Genomic DNA, 22633 nt, shown 5'->3' on the forward strand with positions numbered 1-22633 from the left:
TGCAAAAAATTGACTATTCAATAATAAGGGATTTCTTGTTTAAATTGAGAAATACCGTTGATTGTTCGTTTTTCATTTGTAGGTAACGCGTCGAACTTTCCTCGTGAGAATAGTACAAGCTCACCACACCGTTCTCTTTTGGCCAGTTGCTGAGCAAATTCTTGAATTTCTTCAAAACTGAGTGCTTTTACCCGTTCGGCAAGTTTGGTGTTGCGATTGAAGCCTAAGTCCTGCGTTCCTAAACTCACCCACAAACGTTGCGACTTCATTGACAGAGTAAGATCTCGTTCTTCCAATTGTTTAATGAGGTTCTGCTGAATTGTGGGCCAGTAAAAGCGATAGAATTCAATTTCATTTAACTGCTGGAACAGAAAGGTGGTCATAGCCTCTAACAGAACTTTGGGTTCACACTGTGGGCTTTGAATATAAAACGCCATTCCTGGGTGCTGATTATGTGGAACATAACCGGTACCAACGATATACCCTAACTGCTTCTCAGTTCTTAAGGCGTTAAAGAAAGGCGCTGCCAACATCTGCTCTAGCACCATACACAGTGCCGTGTCGGTCAAGCTGGGAGATGGTGCTTGTAAGTAGAGCACTACGGCAGAGTCATCGTGATTACAGACTACCTCATGATAGAGGGCGCCGCCCACCGGCAGTTTAGATACTGCACGGGAGAGTGGAGCACCGCCTCTGTCACTACACTGTTCCTGCAGACTCGAAGAAAAGTGTTTTGCTTCGTCACTAGTCCAGTTCCCGTGCATGAACGCTTCGATAAAATATTGCTTGAAAGCCTGGGCTCGACAACTAAGCATCTGCTCGTATGAAATATCATCAATGACGTCTAATAACTCAACGGGCGCCTGCGTATTTCTCTGAATCAGTACACTTAAGCGAGAAAATAAACGGTTGGTTGGTTTATTGAGCAAAGAATTATGTAAGCTTTGGATTTGCAGAGCTTTATGATGTTCAAACGCTTTTTCATCGGGAATAAAATTCACAACCGCGTCGAGCAGTTGACTTGCCAGCAGCGTTTGTTGATTAGTAAAGCCACGAGTGTGCAGTGTAAAGCCAGCTTGATGCCCATAAATTCGATAGTGTAGCCCTGCAATTTCCGCACGATAGTATTTTGCTTGAAGATGGTCGTTCAAGGCGCCTAGCCAAATGCGTTTTGCCGCCACTGATAGCAACGAATCTGAAAAGTAGCTTGTGTCAAACGAGACATAGATATCGCCTTTAGGACTATGGAATTGCTGGTCTTGCGCAAACCAGAAGCGGAAGTCACCTTCGTCTAATAGTTTATTTGGAATGTTAAAGCCAAACTCGGGTAATATCAGTTTATATTCGCTAGCTAAGTAAGGGTTCGGCGGAGGTAGAGCGAGCGCTGGATTCGGCTTTGGAGAGGCGAGGGAGCGCAGCAAATTCTGGTCAATTTGCTCTATCCCATATTCGGCCTCGTAAAATGCACAGGTTTTGGTAGTTTTGACACCTTTAGCAATTATCTTAAGGCGAATATTGTCGGGCGTAAAATAAGATAACGCGTTTTCTAAAATACCCTCGTCATAGCTTCCAATGGTAGAGCGAAGCAGATTGAGTTCATGCTGGTCAAAAATAAATTGATGCTGAGCATATTCAATAACCAGTCCAAGTGGTTTTACGTTTTCCTCATATTCCAGAGCGAGGGCGTTTAACTGCGATTTCTCATGAAAACGCCACTCTTCCGATGCCGCTTTTTTTATTAACTCTATGTAACTAAACAGTGCTTCTAACACCAATGCCTTGTTTTCAAGGCCTTCTTGGGTGAGTTGAAAGCTAACATTGAAATCTTTGAAGCTATCACCTTCAATCCCAGAGCCAGCGATAAGGTTTAACGCCCAATCTTGCTCTTTTAAATAGGCCAGTAAGCTGCCTTCGCCTTCATCACCAATGAGGTGGCTTATATAATTAAGGGGTTTAGTGACGTAGTCGTTTTGCAGAGCAGGGAGTGCAAACGTAACAATCATCCTTCTGGCTGATTGTAACGGGTTGATGTTTATTTGAATGCCCAATTCGTTTTCTGTGTAAAGTGGTGGCCAGCGATCGTTAGCTAACTCACCTTGGATTAACGAACCAAAGCATTGTGATATGAGTGCTTCAAGCTGAGGAATGGGCATTGGGCTTGCCACACAAAGTCGCATATTTCGAGCGCAGTATAATGTTTGATGAAGCGCTTTTAAGCGTCGTTTTAATTCGGCGCAGTCATGCTTAGAAAACGTATCGCTGTTTCCTACTGAAAACTTAGCAAAAGGGTGTTCAGGGTTGCAGGTTTCTTTATGTATCTGGTAGAGCCGACGTAAATCATCTTTCTTTTTAAACTCAAACTCAGCATGAATATTCTTAATTTCATTGGTAAGCGCGTCTTCTTCAAACAACGGCTGTCTAAGCATGTCTGCAAAGGCGGGCAGTGTTTGCGCTATTGCGTCGCCGCTGCAGCTGTAGTGGTAATTAGCGTATTCCGTGCCTGTCCACGCATTTATTGTCCCTCCGTGTTGCTCAACAAAGCCATTGATGGCGTTTGGCTTGGGTAGGTGACGACTACCCATAAACAGCATATGTTCAAGAAGATGAGCTAAGCCCTGACAGTCGTCGGGGTCGTAAAAATGACCAGCTCTGACAGCCATAGATATAAACGATTCATTCGCTTCTGGCGTATGGCATAACATAACACCCAATCCATTGGGCAAGGTAAAGTGATGTGCGTTCTCTAAGTTTATGATGTTATTCACATTGTCTCGTTATTAGTCAAGAGCACCTCACTGCTGGAGCATCTGTTAAGTAGAACTTTAAAAAACGTTAAATAATGTACGAATATTCTCACTATTCGCCGTTTAGCGCTAGGCGTCCTATCAGGTCTCTGATATCTTACGCATACTTTCATTAATACTATGCGCAATGTTATGTCAGGTCAAAGTAGCAACGACGACATTTATCTTTTCATTATGCGTCACGGTGAAGCGGAAGCACCCAGACTCGATGATAAAAGTAGGCAGCTTACTCCTTTAGGGAGAGAGCAGGCGAAATCAGCAGCTTTATGGCTAAGAGATCAATATTGTGAGAAAGGTGTTGTAGACCTTGCGCTTGTTAGTCCCTATCGCAGGGCTAAACAAACACACGATATGGTATCGCTAGATATCATTGCAGACAAAGTAGAGAGCAATGAGGACATTGTTCCAGACGGTTCTCCTCGACTCGTCAGTGATTATATTGACGCACTTCTGCACGCTGCAGTTAACTCGAAAAAGCCCATTAAAAAGCTGTTGGTGGTAAGTCATATGCCTTTAGTGAGCTATTTAGTTGACGAGCTTTGCGATTCTTACACGACCAGCCTATTCTCAACAGCTTCAATTGCCGTAATAAAATATTCGCTGCGTGAACATAAAGGCACCTTGGTCACCCATTATCAGGGCTTATAATACTTATCTATGCGGATTGGTATAATCTATATTTGCGAGCCTCCATGTTAAATGAGAGGAATTGCTCAAATAATAGTTAAGGTTCTTTTCATCCGGTCGATAGTATCTTTGAGAGTGTCAAAGTTTATTCTATTGAAGGGTTGGGAAATGGACAGCAAATCTATTCCTGAGCTCCTTAAGCGTTCATTGCAGTCGCATATGGCGGAGGCGGATTTACGTGAAGATGAGGAGACGCAGGATATTATTGCCAAATTATCTGTGCTATCAGATAAAGTTGCTGCAGCGAAAGCTAGGGCACTAGCAAATCGAGCGCAGCGCCTAGCTGAGGAAGCAAAAGGGTAGTGACCTTAGTGAAGTGCGCTAGTGGTCATTACCAGATTCTTTAGGCGCAATGTAATATTCAGGCATAACCCTAACCGTTTTTATCATGCTCTCTGATATGTCTACAATTTCCAACGGATAGCCAGCTAATCTTACACTCACCTTGTTTTCAGGAATATCCTCAAGATATTCAAGTAATAGTCCATTCAATGTTTTAGGACCTTCAGTGGGTAAATTCCAGTTCATCTCTCGGTTCAACTCACGAACGTTAGCACTTCCATCTACTAAAACGGAGCCATCTTGCTGCACATGAGCTTCTTTACTGTGGTCGGGAACCATACTCGTTGTAAAGTCACCGATGATTTCTTCTAGAATATCTTCTAACGTAACCAACCCCATAATATCGCCGTACTCATCGACGACAAGAGCGATGCGCTCTTTTTCTGCCTGAAACTTATACATCAACGTGTGAAGCGGCGTTGACTCAGGTGTGAAATAAATTTCACGAACCGCACGAAGCAAACTTGATTTGGTAAACTGATCTTTCGATAGCAGGCGCAGTGCGTCTCGCACATGAACAAAGCCCACCGCATCGTCAACACTATCGCGGTATAACAGAACGCGAGTGTGCTGCGCATGGGTTAACGCTTTTTGGATTTTTTTCCAGTCATCATTAATGTCTATGGCAAAAATTTCTGCTCGCGGCACCATAATGTCTTCAGCGGTAACGCTCTCTAGGTCAAGGATACTAACCAGCATATCTTGGTGCCGCTTGGGTATCATTGCACCCGCTTCGAAAACCACGGTTCTTAATTCTTCTCTGCTAAGCGAGTCATCGCTACCACTTGCAGGGCTAATTCTGAGAAGCGCAAGAATACCGTTGGTAATTCCATTGATTGCGGCGACGAAGGGATATAGCAGTTTCAGCAGAGGGAGCAGGATAATAGAACTAGGGAAGGCGACTTTCTCTGGGTAAAGCGCCGCCAGTGTTTTAGGCGTCACTTCCGCAAAAATGAGCAGAACCAAAGTTAAGCCAAAAGTGGCTGCAAATAAGCCCCAATAATCACCAAATAGTCGGATACATAGGATTGTTGCCAGTGAAGATGCAGCAATGTTAACTAAGTTATTGCCGATAAGGATAAGACCTATTAAGCGGTCTGGTCGGTCGAGAAGCTTCGCAACTCGTATCGCAGAGCGATTACCTTCGCCTTGCAAGTGCTTGAGCCGATAGCGATTTATCGACATCATGCCAGTTTCTGAACTAGAAAAATACGCAGATAATAATATGAGTACGCCGAGCGCGATAAACAGCGTACTCGTTGATATGTCGTCCAATTAATGGGTTCCTGTCTAATCTTAGGGTTCAAATGTATTGATTTGATGCCTTGGTTTCAAGGGGAAATTGTTGATATTTCCTTAAATGTGCAGAAAACAAAAGGCATCGGCGCTAGCAATTTACAAATTTAATTAGTGATGGACTGGTTGAAATGCATATAAAGCGTATGAATTTACAGAAGAAACTCGCGGACCAGTTTACTGCCAAAGTAAGCGAGCGATAAAAGAGAAACCCCAACTACAGTCATAACGATGACCTGGCGTCCACGCCATCCCCGTACTTTTTGACCTATTAAGAGTATAAGAAAAACCACAAGTGCCGCCCCAGATAAAACGGTTTTGTGGGCATAGGTTTTATTAAACATGTCATCTAAAAAAACAAAACCACTAATAAGGGAAACCGTTAAAAGAGATGTGCCCGCTAATAAAAGCTTAAATAGAATGTTTTCAACCAGCATCAATGGAGGAAGCGAAGAGTGAAGCAGCGCGGCGCCTTTTTGTTTTAACCGATAGGTTATGTAGGACATTTGTAGAGCGTATAGAAATGCGATGACCAAGGTGCAATAAGCGAACAGAGATAAGCTGATGTGGATGACCAGACCTGGCTGAAGCTCTATATGCATAATGTAGGATACTGGAATAAACTTTGACGCTAATACAGTAAGGCTCGCAAAACCAAAAACAACGGGAAGTAAAATCAAATTAGGAATAGCACGAGCAAAAACCAGCATAGATACAGTTATGATCCATGAAACCAACGACAGTACATTAGTGACACTCATGTCTTGTCCGGGAGCAACAATGATAACGTTAATCAGAAACGCAATATGTGCGATTGCGCCTACGCTCGCGAGTGACAATCCAAGTCGTTTGTTAGGGCCATCTTGATGGACAAACTTGCCAATAAGCACTGCAGCGGCGAGAGCATAAAGTAGAGCAGCGGATATGGCGAAAAGGGTGTTCATGGTGCTTCCTGTAATGCGTTGGTGACGAGTTCACCGACTGAGTCGGTATTGATACTGCAACTTGCAAGTAAATTCAACCATCTCCTTGATTTTGTTTATTTCACTCCCACTTTGTCCAAGAGTATATAGTCGATACAAATGTTTGAAAATTTAACCGCAATTGTGGGTACGTTCATATTCCCTTTTACGATACAATGTGGGCATTACGTCTGAAATAAAAAGAAGTTTCATACTATGTTTGAGAATTTATCAGAACGCTTAGGCCAGACATTACGAAATGTCAGTGGTAAGGGGCGTCTAACAGAAGACAATATTAAAGAAACGCTGCGTGAAGTGCGTATGGCACTGCTTGAGGCCGACGTCGCGCTCCCCGTGGTGAAAGCGTTTGTTGCTCAAGTAAAAGAGCGTGCTGTTGGTACCGAAGTTACCAAAAGCTTAAAGCCCGGCCAAGTGTTTATCAAGATAGTTCAGTCTGAACTAGAGTCCGTGATGGGGGAGGCTAACGAAAAGCTTAACCTTGCCACGCAACCTCCTGCCGTTGTGCTTATGGCCGGCTTGCAAGGGGCGGGTAAGACTACCTCTGTAGGTAAACTTGCCAAGTATTTGACTGAGCGTGAGAAAAAGAAAGTTATGGTGGTGAGCGCCGATATATATCGTCCGGCCGCTATTAAGCAGTTAGAAACGCTTGCAAGTGAAGTGAACGTAGCTTTTCACCCTTCGACCATTTTGCAAAAGCCCATTGATATTGTTAACGACGCGATAAGCGAAGCAAAGAAGAACTTCTTTGATGTATTGCTTGTAGATACCGCAGGTCGTCTGCATGTTGACAACGATATGATGGACGAGATTAAAGAGCTTCACGCTGCGGTTAAGCCAATTGAAACCTTGTTTGTGGTTGACGCCATGACAGGTCAAGATGCTGCAAATACGGCAAAAGCCTTTAATGATGCACTTCCGCTTACCGGTGTAATCCTTACTAAAGCAGATGGTGACGCACGCGGTGGTGCAGCATTATCAGTTCGTCATATTACGGGTAAACCCATCAAGTTTATCGGTATGGGTGAAAAGGTCGATGCGTTAGAACCGTTCCATCCTGAGCGCATCGCATCTCGTATCTTGGGCATGGGTGATGTACTTAGCCTTATCGAAGAGGTTGAGCGTAAAGTCGATAAGTCTAAAGCCGAAAAGCTGGCCAAGAAGGTACAAAAAGGTAAAGGTTTTGACCTTCAAGACTTTAAAGATCAGCTTGAGCAAATGAAAAACATGGGCGGCATGATGGGGATGCTTGATAAGCTACCCGGCATGGGCGGTATGTCTGACAAGATAAAAGATCAGGCAAATGACAAGCAGTTCAATCAAATGGAAGCCATCATTAATTCAATGACACCTGCTGAGCGAGCACGTCCCGAAATTATCAAAGGTTCTCGTAAGCGTCGTATAGCCGCTGGCTCTGGCACCCAAATTCAAGATGTGAACCGCTTACTTAAGCAGTTTACTCAAATGCAAAAGATGATGAAAAAAATGTCTGGCGGCGGTATGAAGAAAATGATGCGCCAGATGAAAGGCATGATGCCTCCGGGCGGTGGCGGTTTTGGTGGTCCTGGAGGACCTGGTGGATTCGGCGGTGGCGGCTTCGGCGGAGGCGGTGGCTTCCCGCCACGGTAAAGGGCTCCCTCTTCATTTTAAGATGTTTAAAAACCTCAACTGCAGCAATGCATTGAGGTTTTTTTATTTTTTTGCATCCAGTTTCTCTGTTGGCTCGTTTGGCTTACTGAACAGGACGTGAGCACTATCTATTGCACCCGCTGCCGATAAGCAACGTCTCTTCGCTAAACAACAAGTATGGAGATGATGATGGAACTTAATAAAACATCACAACAAAAATTAAAATTATCGCTATTAGCTACCGCTATGGTTTTTGCACTTAGTGCCTGTGATGGTGATGACGGCGCTGACGGTTTAAATGGCGCAGATGGCTCACCCGGTCAAGACGGCGCACCAGGTCAAGATGGCGCTCCGGGTTTCGCAGCTGGCACCTTTTTGGTTGCCAACAATGGCGATGCCAATCGCAACACGGTGACAGTCGTCGATCAAAATGCCAACTCACTTAGTACCGTAACAACAGGTGCAAATGAAGGTATTGTGTTTACTGAAGGCGGCGCGCTGGTTCAAGCTGGTGACAGTGATTTACCTTTATTGAGAACGCTGTGTAATTTTGATACTCAGACGAATTATATGATGAGTACTGGCAAGGAAATAACCGGTACTTCAACAGGCTTAGTTAACCCCAAAGGAATCGCTTTTGCTGAAGATGCTGGCTTAGTGATGGTTGCTGATTTCAATGGCCAAAAGGTCAGTGTTTTCGGTGGTCAGGCAGCGGGAGACGTGGCACCTGTTGCTGAGATAATGGTATCCGCAAAACCATGGGACCTAGCCTATGATGAGCAAAACGACAGATTATTTGTAGCACTGACTGATGGTACATTGGCAGTATATGACAATGTCGCTGGCTCGGGTTTTGCGCCTACGGTAATGCGCTCAGTGGTGCCTTCTGATGCAGACGGCAATCAAATATCCATAAATCTGCACGGTATTGCTTACGAGCCTATGTCTAATCGCATGGTGTTGTCTGATGTAGGTGATGCTGCAGTTGCAGATGATGGTCAAATTTTTGTGTTGGACAATGTTTCTTCTGCAGATGGGACAGTGGTACCAACGAGAGTAATTGGCGGAGCGTCGACTCAGCTTGGTAACCCGGTGGATATTATTCTTACGGGATCTGATCTTCGTGTGGCGGAAAAATCAAATGATGCCATTTTGGTTTTCTCAAATATTTTCAATGGCGAGAGCGGCGACATTGAACCTACGTTATCTACGCCGTCTGTAAAACCAGAATCGATAGCCGAATTCAAAGAACGAGAAACGATGGAAGACGCGTCAGATGATGGCATAACTACCATGCCAATCATGGGACTATCTGTATCTAGCAATCCGTCGAGTGAGAGCGCAACGACAGGACAGGTCGCACAATACAGCGCAGTGCTATCTAGTGAGTTAAGTACCTTTGATGCGGGTATGAGTATTGAAAGTGCTTCCTTTACGGCAAATGGCGATGGTGTTATTACCTTTGATAACGTAGATACATCAACAGGTGGTCTGCTTATAGTTAACCGTCTTAAAACCATGCGAGACGGGATGGAGTATAGCGATAGCTTCGACCATATGATCGCAGGCAGCGAAACCGGTCTGATTGCACCTAAAGGGCTAGATATTGCCTCAGATGCAGGTGTAGTATTTGTCGCTGATGTTAATGAAACCACACCAGCTGTGCGCGTCTTTTCACCGTGTGCTTCTGGCAACGTGGCGCCGCTATTAACCCTTGAAGCCGCTAATGGGGCTCGTCCTTGGGATGTGGATTATGACCCGGCTACTGACAGCGCGTATCTCGCACTAACAAACGGTTCGGTTGCAGTATTTGAAGAAGTTGTTAGAAGAATGGAGAGCGGTGAAACCGTAATAACTGGCGAAGATAGACTCATTGTGCCTGCAAGTGGCGGTGCAGCTTTTGCTGCTCCGACTAACATTCACGGTATTGACTATGATAGTCAAAGCGACAGCCTTGTAATCTCTGATGTGGGTAGTGCTGCCGACGCCACTGATGGTAAGCTTTATGTCATATCTGGCGCAGGTCGTGCGGATGGCTTAACTGACGTATCGGTGAATATAGCCGGTCTGAATTCAATGTTGGGTAATCCAGTGGACTTAATGTTAAGCAACGGTCACGTCTATGTTGCTGAAAAGTCAAACGGTATGATCCTTCGCTTTGATAATATTCTAAATTCAGCATCGGGTGATATTGCACCGACTTTTAGCATGATGTATCCAGCGCCCGAGTCGGTTAGCGTGCTTTCAGTGAAGTAAGATTGCCGGTGAAATAAAAAGTAAATCGTAAAGGAGCTGGTTCAATGGCTCCCTTACATTGGTAAGTTGACCGCAACTTGTCACCTTAATCATGGTGGTACGAACATTTTACTATGGCGTACCGCCATTTTTATTTAGCTATGTAACTACTACATAACTATCATTCTTAGGTTGTATAGTAGCCTTCTTAAAGCCAGTAAAGTCGGTTTTAGATCCCTCTTAGTACAAATCTAAAGCGTACTTTTTCTCATAACAAATCCGCAAACTTTACCCGCTCTTCTTGCTGGCGTAATTTATCTCTTTCCGCAGCAGAGCGGTAAACGTCCCATAAGTTTGAAATGTAACGTTACTAAATTGAGAGCGTCCAAGTATCAACATGAAGAAAGAAGCAAAAACCAACCCGCAATAGCACGCTTTATAACCAACAAATCGTCGGGCGTCTGTGCAAGCTAGCTAATTCATAATACACTGACGGGCTTCATCGTGCGCGCGTGCTTGGATGTGAAGGTAGGCAATTTTCTTAAACCTTTGTTAAGCACAGTTTTATGTTGTGTGAACAGTCACACGGCAGAGTTTTTGATACAGGAACACTATGGCAGGCTTAAAACGTATTATTCTAATCGACACGCATTTACCTGGCGTGGTCGAGCTAAAGCTTGATGGACACACCAATATTTGTGGTACCAATGCGTCAGGTAAAACTACGCTTCAGCGACTTATTCCCGTGTTTTACGGTGAATACCCAAGTCGCGTGGTACCGGCAACGCGAGACAGTTTCGAGCGTTGGTATTTACCTCGTTTATCAAGCTTTATTATCTACGAATACACACGTGCTGAAGGTGACCTGTGCCAAGCAGTGTTAAGCTCAAACGGTACAGGCGTAAACTACCGTTTAATTGGTAAGCCATTTGAAATCAGCGACTATTTGATAGAGCAAAAGAATGGAAAACACGCCAGTGTAAGCAGTGCCGAGCTTGCCCGCGCCATGAAGCGTAACAACATTTTGGTCACCAGTTTGCTGAATACCAAAGACTTCCGCGCAATTATTCAAAACGATCACGGTGTGTTAAACCAAAGCAACAACGCCCGCGAACTACTAGGCTATGCGAAAATTTTTAGTCTGTGCGAACCTTCCAAGCATATGCGCCATATCGAGAAGCTGGCTAAAGCGGTTCACTCGAAAGAAGGCAAGATGGAAACCATCAAAGCCATGATTGCCGCTATCTTAGAAGAGGATGGCGTTACGCCACCTACTTCGGGCCTAAGTCGTCATCGCGTTGATGACTGGATTAAAGAGTGTCACTTAATAAAACAATTCGACAAAATTCGCCCTGAGTTTTCTAAACTCGAGCAAGCTGACATGGCGCTTACGAGCACAGAGCAAGTACTCGCTAACTTAAAACATAGTTTTGAACTTGATAAAACTTACTTGGCTGCACGTGTTGAAACAACAAAGAATGAACTGGATGAGAATAGCTTCCAGCGCAAACAAACGGACAGCGAGTGGGGCGATACTCGCGATCACTTAAACCAGGTTATTTCGTCTGCCCGCGCCGATGTTGAAAAGTTCACGAGTGAATTAGATACAGTAGAGCGTGAATTCGATAAGTGGCAAGACGAAAATATTGAACAGCTCAAAGAAGATGTGGCAAATTTAGCCCAGTGGCAAAATGAAAAGGCCATGGCCGATAGTCGCTATGTTTTGCTTACAGAAAAGCACCAAGATATAGAGTCTGCGTACAACAAGCGCTTAGCTGAGCTAGGTGAAAAGCTGTCAATTACCCTAGAAGAAATGTCAGCCGCACGCCAAGAGGCCGCTGAGAATAAAGCGCAGCAGCAGCAAAACGAGCGTGAAGCGTTGAGCCGTATTCAAGACGATTATAATGGTCAGCTCAGTGCACTACAGAATGATTACCAAACTAGTTTAAATGAGCTGAAAGTCGCAGAAGCTGAGCTTAAGGCTTCACTAAGCAACGCAGGCTACAACGAATTTGAGCAATCCCAGTTAGATATTCTTGATGCGGCCATAAAAGAAGCATCGATTAATGAAGATGCGGCCCGCGGTGAATTGAGACAAGCTCAGCAGGCCCATAGCAAGTCGGTAGAGTTTCGCAAAGAATGTTCAAACGCGTTAGATAAGGCGCGTACTGCCTTTCAGCAAGAAGAAAAAGCGGTTGGTAAAATTAATGCGCTTTTATATCCCGGCGAAGGGTCGCTACTTGAATTCCTGCGCGCTAATGTTGACGACTGGGAATTGTCGCTTGGAAAGATAATTCGACCAGAACTATTAGAACGTACCGATTTGGCGCCTTCTTTGGCGACAGATTCGGTGGGCGTTAGCGACACATTTAATGGCGTTAAATTAGCGCTCACTGAACTTGATACACCTGATTATGCCTTTACCGAGCAAGCGCTTAAGCAGCAGTTACACGAAGCAGAAGTGCGTCAGGCTGCGGCACACGCAGCACAAAACGAATGTGAGCAGCGTCTTGCAAAAGCAAACGAAGACGTGCGCAACGCAGAACTCGTGGTTACGCAAAAAGATAACACAGTAAAAAGCGCAGAAGCGACGCGCAAACGTGCACAGCAAGACCGAGACACAGTACTTAGTGAATATCAGCAGGCCTTATCTGCACGTAAGCAAAAAGCAAAAACTAAGCTTGAAGCCAATCAGCAAGCGCAAAAGCAAGCAAAGGCACAGTTTGAGCTGAGTCGAGATGAGATAAAAGATCAGCAGCGCGAAGCGGAAACCGAGCATAAGTTCCATTGGCAACAGCTTATCGCTGATAGCGAAGCTAGGATTTCTCAAGCCGATAACGATATGCGCAAAGCGAAAGAGAGCGCGGCGCAAGACCGTAAGGATATGCAAGACTGGCTGGAAAGTGAGTTAAGCAATCGCGGTGTAGACGTTGACGAAATAGGTCAGCTTAAAAAGCAAATCAATAAGCTAAAAGAAGATATCACGCGCACTGAAACCCATCGTCATAAAGTGGCCGACTATGAGCGCTGGTATTCCAATGTATTCACTAAACAAAAGGTTGTATGGCAGGAAGGCTTATCTAAAGCGCGCAAGTTACTCGGTGAATCGGAACGAAGCTTGGCGAGTAAGCAGGCAACCTACAAGACGGCAAGAGAACAGCTTCAAGAACAGCATGCGCAACTAGAAGCAACGCTTAAAACCGCCAGCGATCATCTTGAGCAGGTTAAAAGTTTAAGCAAATCCCTAGCTAAACTTACGTTACACGCCGGTGACGAAACCGCAGAGATCAAGCATGATGACGTCAGCATCGGTCAGCGAATATCGGAAGTACAAAGCCAGCTTCAAGAAAGAGAGAACTTGCTCAGCGATATTCGTGCATACGTAGAAAGGTTTGATCAGCTCATTGCCGCGCAAGCCGGTACAGGTTTATCAGACACATGGGAGCGCGCTCGAGAGGAATGCGCCACAATTAACGCCCACGGCGTGAAGAGCTTTGATCACCGTCGTATGGTGTCGCACTTAGCCCAGCTTCTAAATGTTATTGTTCCTCAGAAGCTGCAGGGGTTGCGTGAGCAAGGGCGCATCTTCGGTGCCGATCTTTCGCAATACTACTTTGTACTTGCCGATATCGACAAACGCATTGTGTCGCAAAGCCGTCGTATTACCCAAGAGGTTGACGGCGATCTTTCTCTTGATGGTGTATCAGACTCGGCTGTTAAAATTCGTTCACGTATCAGCGAGCTTGAATTCTGGCCTGAGCTTGAGCAATTCAGAAAGCTCTATGAGCACTGGATGGAAGAGGGGGCTAACGAGTTACCAGAGGAAGAATACGGTCAAAGTATGCGCCGTGTTCTTGATATTCTTGGTCGTGCGGCGCTTACGGGCGGCATTAGCAAGCTACTTGATATTGAGTTACACCTACGTGAAGGTAAAAGTGACCTCGTCATTCGTACCGACCGTCAGCTTAATGAATCATCAAGCCACGGTATGGCATACCTTATCTTGTGTAAGTTTTTACTCGCTTTCACCCGTCTTCTGCGCGGTGATGCCGATGCCACAGTGCACTGGCCTATTGATGAATTAGGTACACTTCACCAAAACAACGTGAAGAAAATCTTTGAAGCATGTCAAAACAACAACATTAGTGTTGTCGGCGCGTTCCCTAACCCAGAATCGGAAGTACTGACGCTGTTTGAAAACCGCTACTTGATAGATAAGGTGACCCGCCAACTGCAGGTGGTTCAGCCAAAAGCAAGCTCTATAGGGGCGCGCATAAAATTAAAAAAAGCAGCAGAAAAGAACGGTGAAGTAGCAGGTGAGGAGACATCAGCATGATGACAGAACAAGGCCGTGTACTAAGCGCACTTTTACAAGGCGCGTTTATTTGTCAGGTGACCGATGAAGAGGCGTGGCGTTTTCTTAAATCAAGAGACAATGCAGCACAGTTAGAACCGCATTTGGCGCTATTAAACCGTACATTATCGACCACCGCCGAAGGTGACGTTTTCTTCGCCAGTTTTCTCACCATTGGAGAGAACGAGCGTAAAGTGCTTACCCAGCAGTTTCAAGATACAGCGTCGAACTTAGTACCTTTGGTGGAATGGTTGCTGTTGGTTCAGCAAGCGAACGAATCTGATATGCCAATTACCATGGGCAGCGCCATTCGCTTAAACGAACTGCAAACGACTATCGAAGATACACCCGCCTACGCTGAACAGCTAGAGAAGATATCGCGTTACCGTATGTTCGGCTCTACCAGTGTGAATTTAGACGGCCAGCTCAAGCAGGTATTTAAGCGCTTAACCGAAATGGGCTATTTGATAAAGCCAAACCCAGATAAACAGATTTATTTAGGCACGGGTAAAATTGAACACTTGTACGAGATGCTTCGCTTTATTGATGAAACGGAAGCATTGAGTTTATCTGAGCAGGCGGAGGCCGCTATTTCGCAAGGTAGCTTGATATGAGCCAGGTGTTAATTCAGGCAGGCACTAAACTATTAAACGCACTGGGTCGTCACAGCGACCTTATTATGCAGGCGTATATTAATGGTTCGGTGAAAGAGCGTGACCACAGCCCTAAGATATTAGAACAGCTAGTTCAGTTAGGTGTGTTATGGCGCCCGGAGGCCCAAAGTGAACTGCGTTTAAAAAGTGCGGTAAGAACCCTTTTAGAAGGCAGTTTGCAAGACGAACGCAACCGTACCATTAATGCCAATATTGGTGCGTCGTTGGCAAGCCTTAAAACCTTAACCGAGCATTACAAAGAGGCACTTCATTACGGTAAATATAACGAAGCCGCCGCCCATATGGGCGATTTGACCGAGCATGTTTATCAGCTTTCAGAATCATTGAGCAATAGTGTGCGTGTCATGTTTGGCCGCATTAACAATGAATTCGGCTATGTGTCTTCGGTTGAGGCAAAAATTCGTGAAAATGAACTGGCACAAGGGCAGGTCACAGACTTATTGGCACAACTTGAGTGTTTTCGTTTCGATGAATTAAGTGAGTTGGCGGGCTCTAATCGAGAGCTTCGTCATCTGTTGGTGGTGTCGCTGCAGCAGCGTTTTGCAAAAGCTGCGCAGGAATTATCGGTAGTACAAGCTCGCTTGCTTGATTTGCTAGGCAGATTTAGAGAGTTCCAAGGCCGTACTCGGTTACTCAAAGGTTTTTTGCTGCACATGGAGCAGCAGCCTGACTTCGCACCGGGCAACTATGCTAATCTGACTAACGTCCCGGTGTTGTTCAATCAGTCAGACTCTATTATTTCAAATGCTGCTCCTGACGTTAACAATGTAGAGCATGAAGCAGACTATCAGCATATAGTCGGTTCGTTGACTCACATTCACAAACGTCAGTCCAAGCACGAAGAAACTAAACCGGTCGATATTGATGTCACGGAACAATCGACATTGTCGTTAGAAAAAGATCCGCTACAACAGGCAGTGGAAGAATATTTCTGTGAGGTCATTGACTCAGGTCAGCCTAAGACAGCGCTACATTACTATAAAGAGCATGCTTTAGACTTCGACCCTGAAGTGTGGATTTATCAGGTAATTGGTGGCTATCAATCGCTAACCAATGAAGACAAGCAATTTTTCGCGTTAGAGCCTCATGGTCAAAATGATGCGGTTTATACGGGAAACTTTTATATCAATGACATCACACTAGGGCTAAGATAGCGCCAGCAAAACGTCAATATAAAAAGCGCCTAGCAATATATTTTAACGTCTGCTGGGCGTCCATTTTTTCAAGCGTTTCTACTATTAACAGGTCCTAGATGGACCTTCACTAATATTTTCAGCCCCAAGTTTCTATATTGCTATTACCGTCAAAAAATTCTTACTTTTTTGCCACGCACGATACTTGGAACCTGTTGAAAAGCACCTATAATACATTTAGCGTTTACACTTATTTAACATGATGAACTAAAAGCTTCATTGCTGCGTAACATTACCGTCAATTCATTGGTCTACGTTATTCATGCAGTGATTCGTTGCCGCGCTGCCCTTGTGCGGAATACAAAATGTCAGTGAAGTAAACGCAAAACTATCGCTACTGCAGGATGCAGTACATGTTGTGGTACTGCCGCGTACAGTACGAAGAGGAAGAGTGTTATGCAATTATCAGAACAACAAAGCTTTAATCAGGCCCTAATCAAATTATCAGTATTACTTTATCAAGTTGACGGTATGGTAACGCTGTCTGAACAGGATTATCTTAGCTCAATGGTAGAATCGCTCGATTGGCAGAGCCCAATTTGCCGCGAAGCTTTCTTGAACGACACTATCTATCAAACGCGAAAGGCGATCGACACCGGCGATGCTGTTACCTTCTTACGTAGTTTAAAGAATGATCTGTCATTTGATGCTGAAAAAACATTAGAAGTTGCGATGGCGATAACCGGTGTAGATGGGGAGCGTAGTGAAGAAGAAACGGAACTGCTCTCGCTTCTTACCCATAAATTATTGGCTAAGGCGCTAGTTTCAGGAAAAGATACCCTACAATAATTCAGCGTATCGAAAATAGACCTATAAATAATGTCAAATCTTGTAGTCAAAGCGGCATTTACATGTGCCGCTTCTCTGCCGCTTTTTATGTCAAGCGGCTGTCATTCGTCACACAGTTCTCAATTTAGTGCCAGCGAAAAACAGTTTCCTGTTGGGATACAGCCTTTTAGCGCATACTTAGAAGAAGTTGAAGCTTACCTTTATCAACATAGAACGTTTATTTCTGATGATAAAGCAAAAGAAGTAACCACGAATATGCCGTTTGAATGCGGCTCCCAGTACACCGAGACAGGGCTTCTACTTGTTCATGGATTGGGTGATTCTCCATTTTTCTTTCGAGATATCGCCAGTGCTTTGTGTCGGGAGGGGGTCCATGTTAGAACTATCTTATTGCCGGGTCATGGCTCTAAACCTGGAGACATGCTAAATGTCAGCTATCAGCAATGGCAAAAGGAAACAAATCATCACATTATGCTGTTTTCTCAAGACGTTGATAATCTTTACCTTGGTGGCTTTTCAACAGGAGCAAACTTAACCACTATTGCTAGTTTTACAATGGCCGACCAACTTGACATAAAAGGGCTCGTCCATTTCTCACCCGCGTACAAATCTCGCTTTTTCGTCTCTCGTCTAGCGCCTTACGTTGACTCACTGTTTCCGTGGCCTAATGTTGAAGAGGAAGACAATCCAAGTCGATATAATTCCACCGCTATGCCGGGCTTTGCAGCCTACCAAGAAAGCGTTAATACGCTTCAAGATTTGTTTTCTGCATCAGAAAGCAAACCAAGTAAATTGAATTTGCCAGTTTTCATGGTAGTTGCAGAAAAAGACAGCGTTGTTGATACGCTAACCATTGCTCAGCAATTTAAGGACAACTTCACCCACCCGAAAAAGTGTTTAGTGTGGCAGGGAGAAAATGAGCCTGACATACCTTCAAATATGCGTATTGTTCAAACTATGACGTTACCAGAGCAGCGCATTAGCGCAGCATCGCACATGAGTACGCTGTTTTCTGCTAACAATTCACTATACGGCACGCAAAGTGATTTCCGAATTTGTGACAACGGTCAGAGCGACGAAAAAGAATCACGCTGTATAGCAGGGGAGGAGGTTTGGTTTGGGCCTTGGGGATATGAACCAACAGAAGAAGAAAAGCCTCACGTTTACGCAAGGCTAACCTATAACCCTTATTTCGAAAAGGTAATAGACCAGGTAATTGCATTTATCGGAAAAGGTGAGGCCACAGCGTTCTGTAAAAGCGAGTGAGCAATTGCTTACATAGCTAACCTAAACTATCACCTGAATGCAAATTGGCGAGCGCGTCTTTTACATACAGGATAATAGTTTAGGTTTTCTCTTTCTAAAACACTCAAACACTCAAACACTCACAGTCTAGGCGCTATGTGTCTGAGCATCTTCCATTTCTTTCTCTAATTTTGCACTTTCATCTGCACGAGGTTTGGTAAAACGAGCTAAGGCTAAGTAAAGTACAGGGGTTAGATACAGGGTAAATACTACGGCGATTCCTAAACCACCGAATACCACCCATCCTATCGCGTTGCGGGCTTCTGCACCTGCACCAGTAGAGAGTATAAGCGGTAGACCACCGAGAATGGTCGACACCAGTGTCATCATAATAGGACGTAAACGCACTTTACCGGCCTCAACAATCGCATCGTAAACATCGTATCCTTTGTCACGAAGCTGGTCGGCAAACTCAATAAGAAGAATTGCGTTTTTGGCTAGCAGACCAATCAGCATCACTAGGCCTATCTGCGAGTATATATTAACGCTTGTGCCCGTTAAAAATAGGGCATACACAGCCGCTGCTATTCCAAAAGGAACGGTAAGCATTACCACAACTGCGCTATTTACGCTCTCAAACTGCGCGGCAAGTACCAACAGAACGATAACAAATGCCAATATGTAGGTAAGCGCGACTTGTTTAGAGGTTTCTTCAAAAGTCTGCGCCTCGCCTAAAAATACTAGTCCTATACCATCTGGAAGAGTATCAAGACCAAGCGCTCGAATTTTTTCAACAACGTCGCTAAGCGCTACATCCTCAGGAAGTTCCATTTCAATTTTTATCGCTCGTCTTTGCGCCTGTCGCTCTAACTCAGCAGCCACACCTTCTTCGCTTATAAATGCAACACTGGAAAGAGGAACCAGGTTACCGTCATTACTTTTTACATACAGACTGGTAAGTTCGGAAGGGTCAAGCGTACTGCGGTTATTGGTTTGCAGCATAATTGGAATGGCTTGATCGCCCACGTTTAAATCAGCAATATCATCGCCATTAACCGCAGCGCGAAGGGTGCTTGCAATATCAGTAAGTGGCACCCCTAGCTCTTCAGCGCGGCGTCTGTCGATATTTACACGCATTTGTGGCTGCGTGGGGTCGTAGCTTATACGAGGCCTGCCAAGCTCAGGTAGCGTTTCTTCAAGCTGGCGGGAAAAGCGTTGTGCAGCACTAAAGATGTTTTCATAGGTATCACCGGTAAGCGCTATTTCAAGCCCGCCGCCTTGTCCACGAAGGTTTAAGCTATTTCCGCCAAAGGCATTGCCTGGTGCTCCCGGGATTTGCTGAAGTTTTGGACGGATTTCGTTCACCACATCCTGAAGGGATTTGTCTCGTTCATCCCAATGCTTAAGTGGCGCAGTGATGAAAACAATGTTTGGATCCCAAGAACCCACAACAGTGTAAATAGAGTCTATCGTGCCGTTTTCCACATAAGGCATGAGTAGCTCTTCCATTTTCTCTGCTTGCCTGTCCATGAAGTTTAGGCCAGCCCCGTCCGGACCTCGGGCAAAGATGCGAATAGTGCCCCTGTCTTCACTAGGCAGAAGCTCATTATCGATATTTTGCGCTAAAATATATGCACCACCGCCTGCTGCTAAGCTCAAAATCCCCACAACCCAGCCATACTTTAGTGCTTTGAGTAGCGAGGCTTGATAAAGACGCAAACAAGCATGCCCAAATTTGCCAAAGGTTTTACTAAACAGACCATCTTTACTGGCTGGTTTTACTTTTAACCGAGCAGTTAATGCGGGGACTAGAGACAGTGCGACAAAAGATGAGATAACTACCGCGCCAGCGAGCACGCCACCGAATTCTCTAAATAATCGCCCTGCGGTAGAGGGTAAAAATGCAATAGGAATAAATACGGAGGCAAGTACTGCTGTTGTGGCGACCACGGCAAAAAACACTTCTCTTGTGCCAACCACGGCAGCAGCACGAGCGCCAAGCCCCATGCTGCGACGTCGCTGAATATTCTCAGAAACCACGATCGCATCATCAACTATCATGCCCGTTGCCAGTACAAGCGCAAGAAGGGTAAGGATATTAATGGAAAAGCCCATACCCCAGATAATAGCAAGGGCTCCTGCCAGCGATACAGGTATAGACAGTGCTGGTACTATGGTTGCGCGCCATGAGCCTATAAACACCAGAAGCGTAACTACCACAAGCGCCACAGTAAGGCTCAGTGATATCACTACCTCTTTAACAGAATCTCGAATAAATTCTGCATCGTCAGCGGTGACTACAATATTCATATCAGTAAAGCGCTTGTCGAGATCTTTTACCATCGCTAGCACTTCGTCCGAAATTTCGATGGTATTTGAGCTGGCTTGACGGATAACGCCTACGCCAATAACAGGTGTACCGTCTAGGCGGACCACGCTGGTGGTGTCAGCAGGGCCGAAAAAGACACTGGCTACGTCGTTAATTCGTATATCACCGGTGACCACAATATTGCCCACGTCTTCAGCTGAGACAGAGGTGGCGTCAGCGCGAACGATTAATGCTTGTTCTGCGGACTGTATGCTTCCTGCGGGCACATCAAAGGGCGCCAGTGACAACGCATCAGCAATGTCACTCATTGATAAACCAAAGCTAGTGAGACGTAGTGGGTCAACTGAAACACGCAGTACGCGCTCTCTATCGCCATTCAAAGTTACGTCGGCAACGCCGGGAATGCTTAAAAATAATGGTGCGACATCGGTATCAACCCGTTCGGTGAGGGTTTCCATATCCAGCGTATCGCTTGATATAGCCAAGCTCACTACCGCTTGTGCGTCGCTGTCTGCGCGAATAATCGCCACTTGTTCAACGTCATCAGGAAGCTGTCTTTGTACACGGCTTACCGATTCACGTACTTCGTTCGCGGCATCTTCCAAATTAACACCAGGACGAAACTCTACGCGAACCCGTGCTGAATTTTCTTCGCTTTGCGCATAAATATCTTTTACGCCACTTACCCGGGCAACCGCACCTTCCAGGCGACCTGTTACTTCGGCATCAACTGTTTCTGGTGACGCGCCAGGAAATTGGGCGGTTACAGTAACCCGGGGCGTGTCCACGTCAGGAAGTTCACGAACTTCAAGGCCACTTAGTGCGGCAAGGCCAGCAATAGCGATAAGTAAGTTCAATACAACAATAAGAACAGGACGTCGTATTGATAAAGAGGGTAAATCGTTAACAGAAGAAGCTAGATTAGGATCACTCACCTTGAGGCCCTCCGGCCAGTTCAGTTGTAATTTCCTGACCAGTACGCAAACGTTGTACACCTTCTGCTATCAGTTTGTCGCCTTCTTTGAGCTCGCCAGATACTAGAATGGTACCTCTAAGTCTTTGATGAACGCTCACATCAACCCGCTTGGCTTTTCCGTCTTCAGCAAGCCATATGTAAGCGCCAGTAGCCCCCCAAAGCAGTGCAGCTTCTGGAATAGCGGCAAAACGGTCGCCTTCAATACTCAAATTAACTCGAAAGCTCATACCTGGACGGAATTGATCTGATGAATTATCAAGCAGTGCTCGTGCTCGAAGGGTACGGTCTGCTTCGTTAATACGCGAATCAACCTGCGCTATTTCAGCTCTTACGAGCGTTTCTTTATCGCTCCATGGCTCTAACGTGACATTAGGAGCATTGAGTAGCACTGACAATGCGGCTTCAGGGGCTTTGAAGTTAATGAAAAGCTTGCTTCGGTTATCTAGCGTAGTGATAACCGTTTGCTCGTTTATTCGATCGCCCACCTCAACATCAGTTATCCCCACAACACCGTCAAATGGGGCAATAATATGCCTGTCGTCCAAATCTGCTTGGGCTTCTTCTAATGCAACTTCGGCAAGGTCCCGCTGTGTGCGAGCTAAGTCTAATTCACTGATAGGTACCGCGCCTTGCTTGTAGCTAGAAGCCAGTCTTTCTACCGTGCGCTGTGCATCTTCTAGATTCAGCCTAGCGCGTTTGAGCGCCGTTTGTTGGCGTCTGTCATCAAGACGAACAAGTACCTTACCTTTCTCAACCGATTGGCCGGGGACAAAATTGATTTCTGTGACTTCGTCAGAAACGGCCGGGTACAGGATGATGGAGCGCACGGCCTCAGCGCTACCAACGGCCTCTACTTTTCGCGTCTCGTTCATAAATTCGATAGGCTTGGTGACGACAAGTTTCGCTTGTCTGTCGCCCATAAATTGAGCGTTAGCAACCGGTATCGCAATAAGAAAAAGAGCACAAAGACCTGTCCATGTCTTTAGTGCACCATATACTGAATTTTTCATTTTAAACCCGTAGCGTTATCGAACTTGCGGTTCTTCGTTATCTTTTTTACTGCAAGTTCTTTGTTGTTGTCTTTCCAAATTGCCTAATTA

Annotated in this window: 14 protein-coding genes; 9 read left to right on the top strand and 5 right to left on the bottom strand. The window is 45.3% G+C overall.

What is annotated here, in order from left to right; translation table 11 throughout:
* Nucleotides 1–17 precede the first annotated feature (17 nt).
* A complete protein-coding gene (locus tag C6Y39_RS13990; protein WP_105931867.1) occupies nucleotides 18–2765 on the bottom strand; it encodes an insulinase family protein in 2748 nt (915 codons plus the stop codon).
* 171 nt (nucleotides 2766–2936) lie between these two features.
* Here C6Y39_RS13990 and sixA point away from each other — a divergent pair, with 171 nt between their 5' ends.
* Entirely contained in the window at nucleotides 2937–3452 is a 516-nt protein-coding gene (sixA, locus tag C6Y39_RS13995; RefSeq protein WP_236547078.1) for a phosphohistidine phosphatase SixA, read from the top strand.
* A 147-nt stretch (nucleotides 3453–3599) separates the two neighbouring features.
* Nucleotides 3600–3794 (top strand): hypothetical protein, encoded by a 195-nt coding sequence (locus C6Y39_RS14000; RefSeq protein ID WP_105932045.1) that lies wholly within the window; start codon nucleotides 3600–3602, stop codon nucleotides 3792–3794.
* Between the two features lie 18 nt (nucleotides 3795–3812).
* Here C6Y39_RS14000 and C6Y39_RS14005 read toward each other — a convergent pair whose 3' ends face one another.
* Both C6Y39_RS14005 and C6Y39_RS14010 read right to left on the bottom strand, forming a co-directional pair.
* Nucleotides 3813–5108 (bottom strand): HlyC/CorC family transporter, encoded by a 1296-nt coding sequence (locus C6Y39_RS14005; protein WP_105931869.1) that lies wholly within the window; start codon nucleotides 5106–5108, stop codon nucleotides 3813–3815.
* A gap of 173 nt (nucleotides 5109–5281) precedes the next feature.
* The gene (locus C6Y39_RS14010) at nucleotides 5282–6073 is read right to left on the bottom strand and encodes a cytochrome C assembly family protein (protein ID WP_105931870.1); all 792 of its coding nucleotides are present in this window, start codon (nucleotides 6071–6073) and stop codon (nucleotides 5282–5284) included.
* Between the two features lie 234 nt (nucleotides 6074–6307).
* Between C6Y39_RS14010 and ffh the strand changes: the two genes are divergently transcribed.
* The 7 genes from ffh to C6Y39_RS14045 all read left to right on the top strand — a co-directional run bounded on the left by ffh (nucleotide 6308) and on the right by C6Y39_RS14045 (nucleotide 18249).
* Nucleotides 6308–7738 (top strand): signal recognition particle protein, encoded by a 1431-nt coding sequence (gene ffh / locus C6Y39_RS14015; RefSeq protein WP_105931871.1) that lies wholly within the window; start codon nucleotides 6308–6310, stop codon nucleotides 7736–7738.
* Nucleotides 7739–7927: 189 nt separating this feature from the next.
* On the top strand, nucleotides 7928–9994 hold the full coding sequence (locus C6Y39_RS14020; protein WP_105932046.1) for a hypothetical protein: 2067 nt from the start codon (nucleotides 7928–7930) through the stop codon (nucleotides 9992–9994).
* A 592-nt stretch (nucleotides 9995–10586) separates the two neighbouring features.
* Entirely contained in the window at nucleotides 10587–14309 is a 3723-nt protein-coding gene (locus C6Y39_RS14025) for an ATP-binding protein (protein WP_105931872.1), read from the top strand.
* Nucleotides 14306–14941, top strand: a complete 636-nt coding sequence (locus tag C6Y39_RS14030; protein ID WP_014978725.1) for a condensin complex protein MksE — start codon at nucleotides 14306–14308, stop codon at nucleotides 14939–14941. The genes C6Y39_RS14025 and C6Y39_RS14030 overlap by 4 nt, the downstream gene beginning before the upstream one ends.
* Nucleotides 14938–16155: a phosphoenolpyruvate carboxylase gene (locus C6Y39_RS14035; RefSeq protein ID WP_105931873.1), complete on the top strand. Its 1218-nt coding sequence runs from the start codon at nucleotides 14938–14940 to the stop codon at nucleotides 16153–16155. The genes C6Y39_RS14030 and C6Y39_RS14035 overlap by 4 nt, the downstream gene beginning before the upstream one ends.
* 435 nt (nucleotides 16156–16590) lie before the next feature.
* Nucleotides 16591–16983, top strand: coding sequence for a TerB family tellurite resistance protein (locus C6Y39_RS14040; protein ID WP_105931874.1), 393 nt, complete (start codon nucleotides 16591–16593; stop codon nucleotides 16981–16983).
* A 30-nt stretch (nucleotides 16984–17013) separates the two neighbouring features.
* Nucleotides 17014–18249 (top strand): alpha/beta hydrolase, encoded by a 1236-nt coding sequence (locus tag C6Y39_RS14045; protein ID WP_105931875.1) that lies wholly within the window; start codon nucleotides 17014–17016, stop codon nucleotides 18247–18249.
* Between the two features lie 126 nt (nucleotides 18250–18375).
* Here C6Y39_RS14045 and C6Y39_RS14050 read toward each other — a convergent pair whose 3' ends face one another.
* Together C6Y39_RS14050 and C6Y39_RS14055 are read right to left on the bottom strand one after the other, a co-directional pair.
* The gene (locus C6Y39_RS14050; RefSeq protein ID WP_105931876.1) at nucleotides 18376–21492 is read right to left on the bottom strand and encodes an efflux RND transporter permease subunit; all 3117 of its coding nucleotides are present in this window, start codon (nucleotides 21490–21492) and stop codon (nucleotides 18376–18378) included.
* The gene (locus C6Y39_RS14055; RefSeq protein WP_105931877.1) at nucleotides 21485–22543 is read right to left on the bottom strand and encodes an efflux RND transporter periplasmic adaptor subunit; all 1059 of its coding nucleotides are present in this window, start codon (nucleotides 22541–22543) and stop codon (nucleotides 21485–21487) included. Before C6Y39_RS14055 ends, C6Y39_RS14050 begins: the two co-directional genes overlap by 8 nt.
* Nucleotides 22544–22633: the final 90 nt, after the last annotated feature.

Origin of the sequence: Alteromonas gracilis (genome assembly GCF_002993325.1) — a bacterium.
GTDB classification, from domain to species: domain Bacteria; phylum Pseudomonadota; class Gammaproteobacteria; order Enterobacterales; family Alteromonadaceae; genus Alteromonas; species Alteromonas gracilis.

What these genes read in the sequence shown, in the direction of transcription:
- C6Y39_RS14045 (WP_105931875.1), top strand. Translation starts at nt 17,014, where the DNA reads ATGTCAAATCTTGTAGTCAAAGCGGCATTTACATGTGCCGCTTCTCTG.
- C6Y39_RS14055 (WP_105931877.1), bottom strand. Translation starts at nt 22,543, where the DNA reads ATGAAAAATTCAGTATATGGTGCACTAAAGACATGGACAGGTCTTTGT.
- C6Y39_RS14020 (WP_105932046.1), top strand. Translation starts at nt 7,928, where the DNA reads ATGGAACTTAATAAAACATCACAACAAAAATTAAAATTATCGCTATTA.
- C6Y39_RS14030 (WP_014978725.1), top strand. Translation starts at nt 14,306, where the DNA reads ATGATGACAGAACAAGGCCGTGTACTAAGCGCACTTTTACAAGGCGCG.
- ffh (WP_105931871.1), top strand. Translation starts at nt 6,308, where the DNA reads ATGTTTGAGAATTTATCAGAACGCTTAGGCCAGACATTACGAAATGTC.
- C6Y39_RS14010 (WP_105931870.1), bottom strand. Translation starts at nt 6,073, where the DNA reads ATGAACACCCTTTTCGCCATATCCGCTGCTCTACTTTATGCTCTCGCC.
- C6Y39_RS14040 (WP_105931874.1), top strand. Translation starts at nt 16,591, where the DNA reads ATGCAATTATCAGAACAACAAAGCTTTAATCAGGCCCTAATCAAATTA.
- C6Y39_RS14025 (WP_105931872.1), top strand. Translation starts at nt 10,587, where the DNA reads ATGGCAGGCTTAAAACGTATTATTCTAATCGACACGCATTTACCTGGC.
- C6Y39_RS14000 (WP_105932045.1), top strand. Translation starts at nt 3,600, where the DNA reads ATGGACAGCAAATCTATTCCTGAGCTCCTTAAGCGTTCATTGCAGTCG.
- sixA (WP_236547078.1), top strand. Translation starts at nt 2,937, where the DNA reads ATGTCAGGTCAAAGTAGCAACGACGACATTTATCTTTTCATTATGCGT.
- C6Y39_RS14035 (WP_105931873.1), top strand. Translation starts at nt 14,938, where the DNA reads ATGAGCCAGGTGTTAATTCAGGCAGGCACTAAACTATTAAACGCACTG.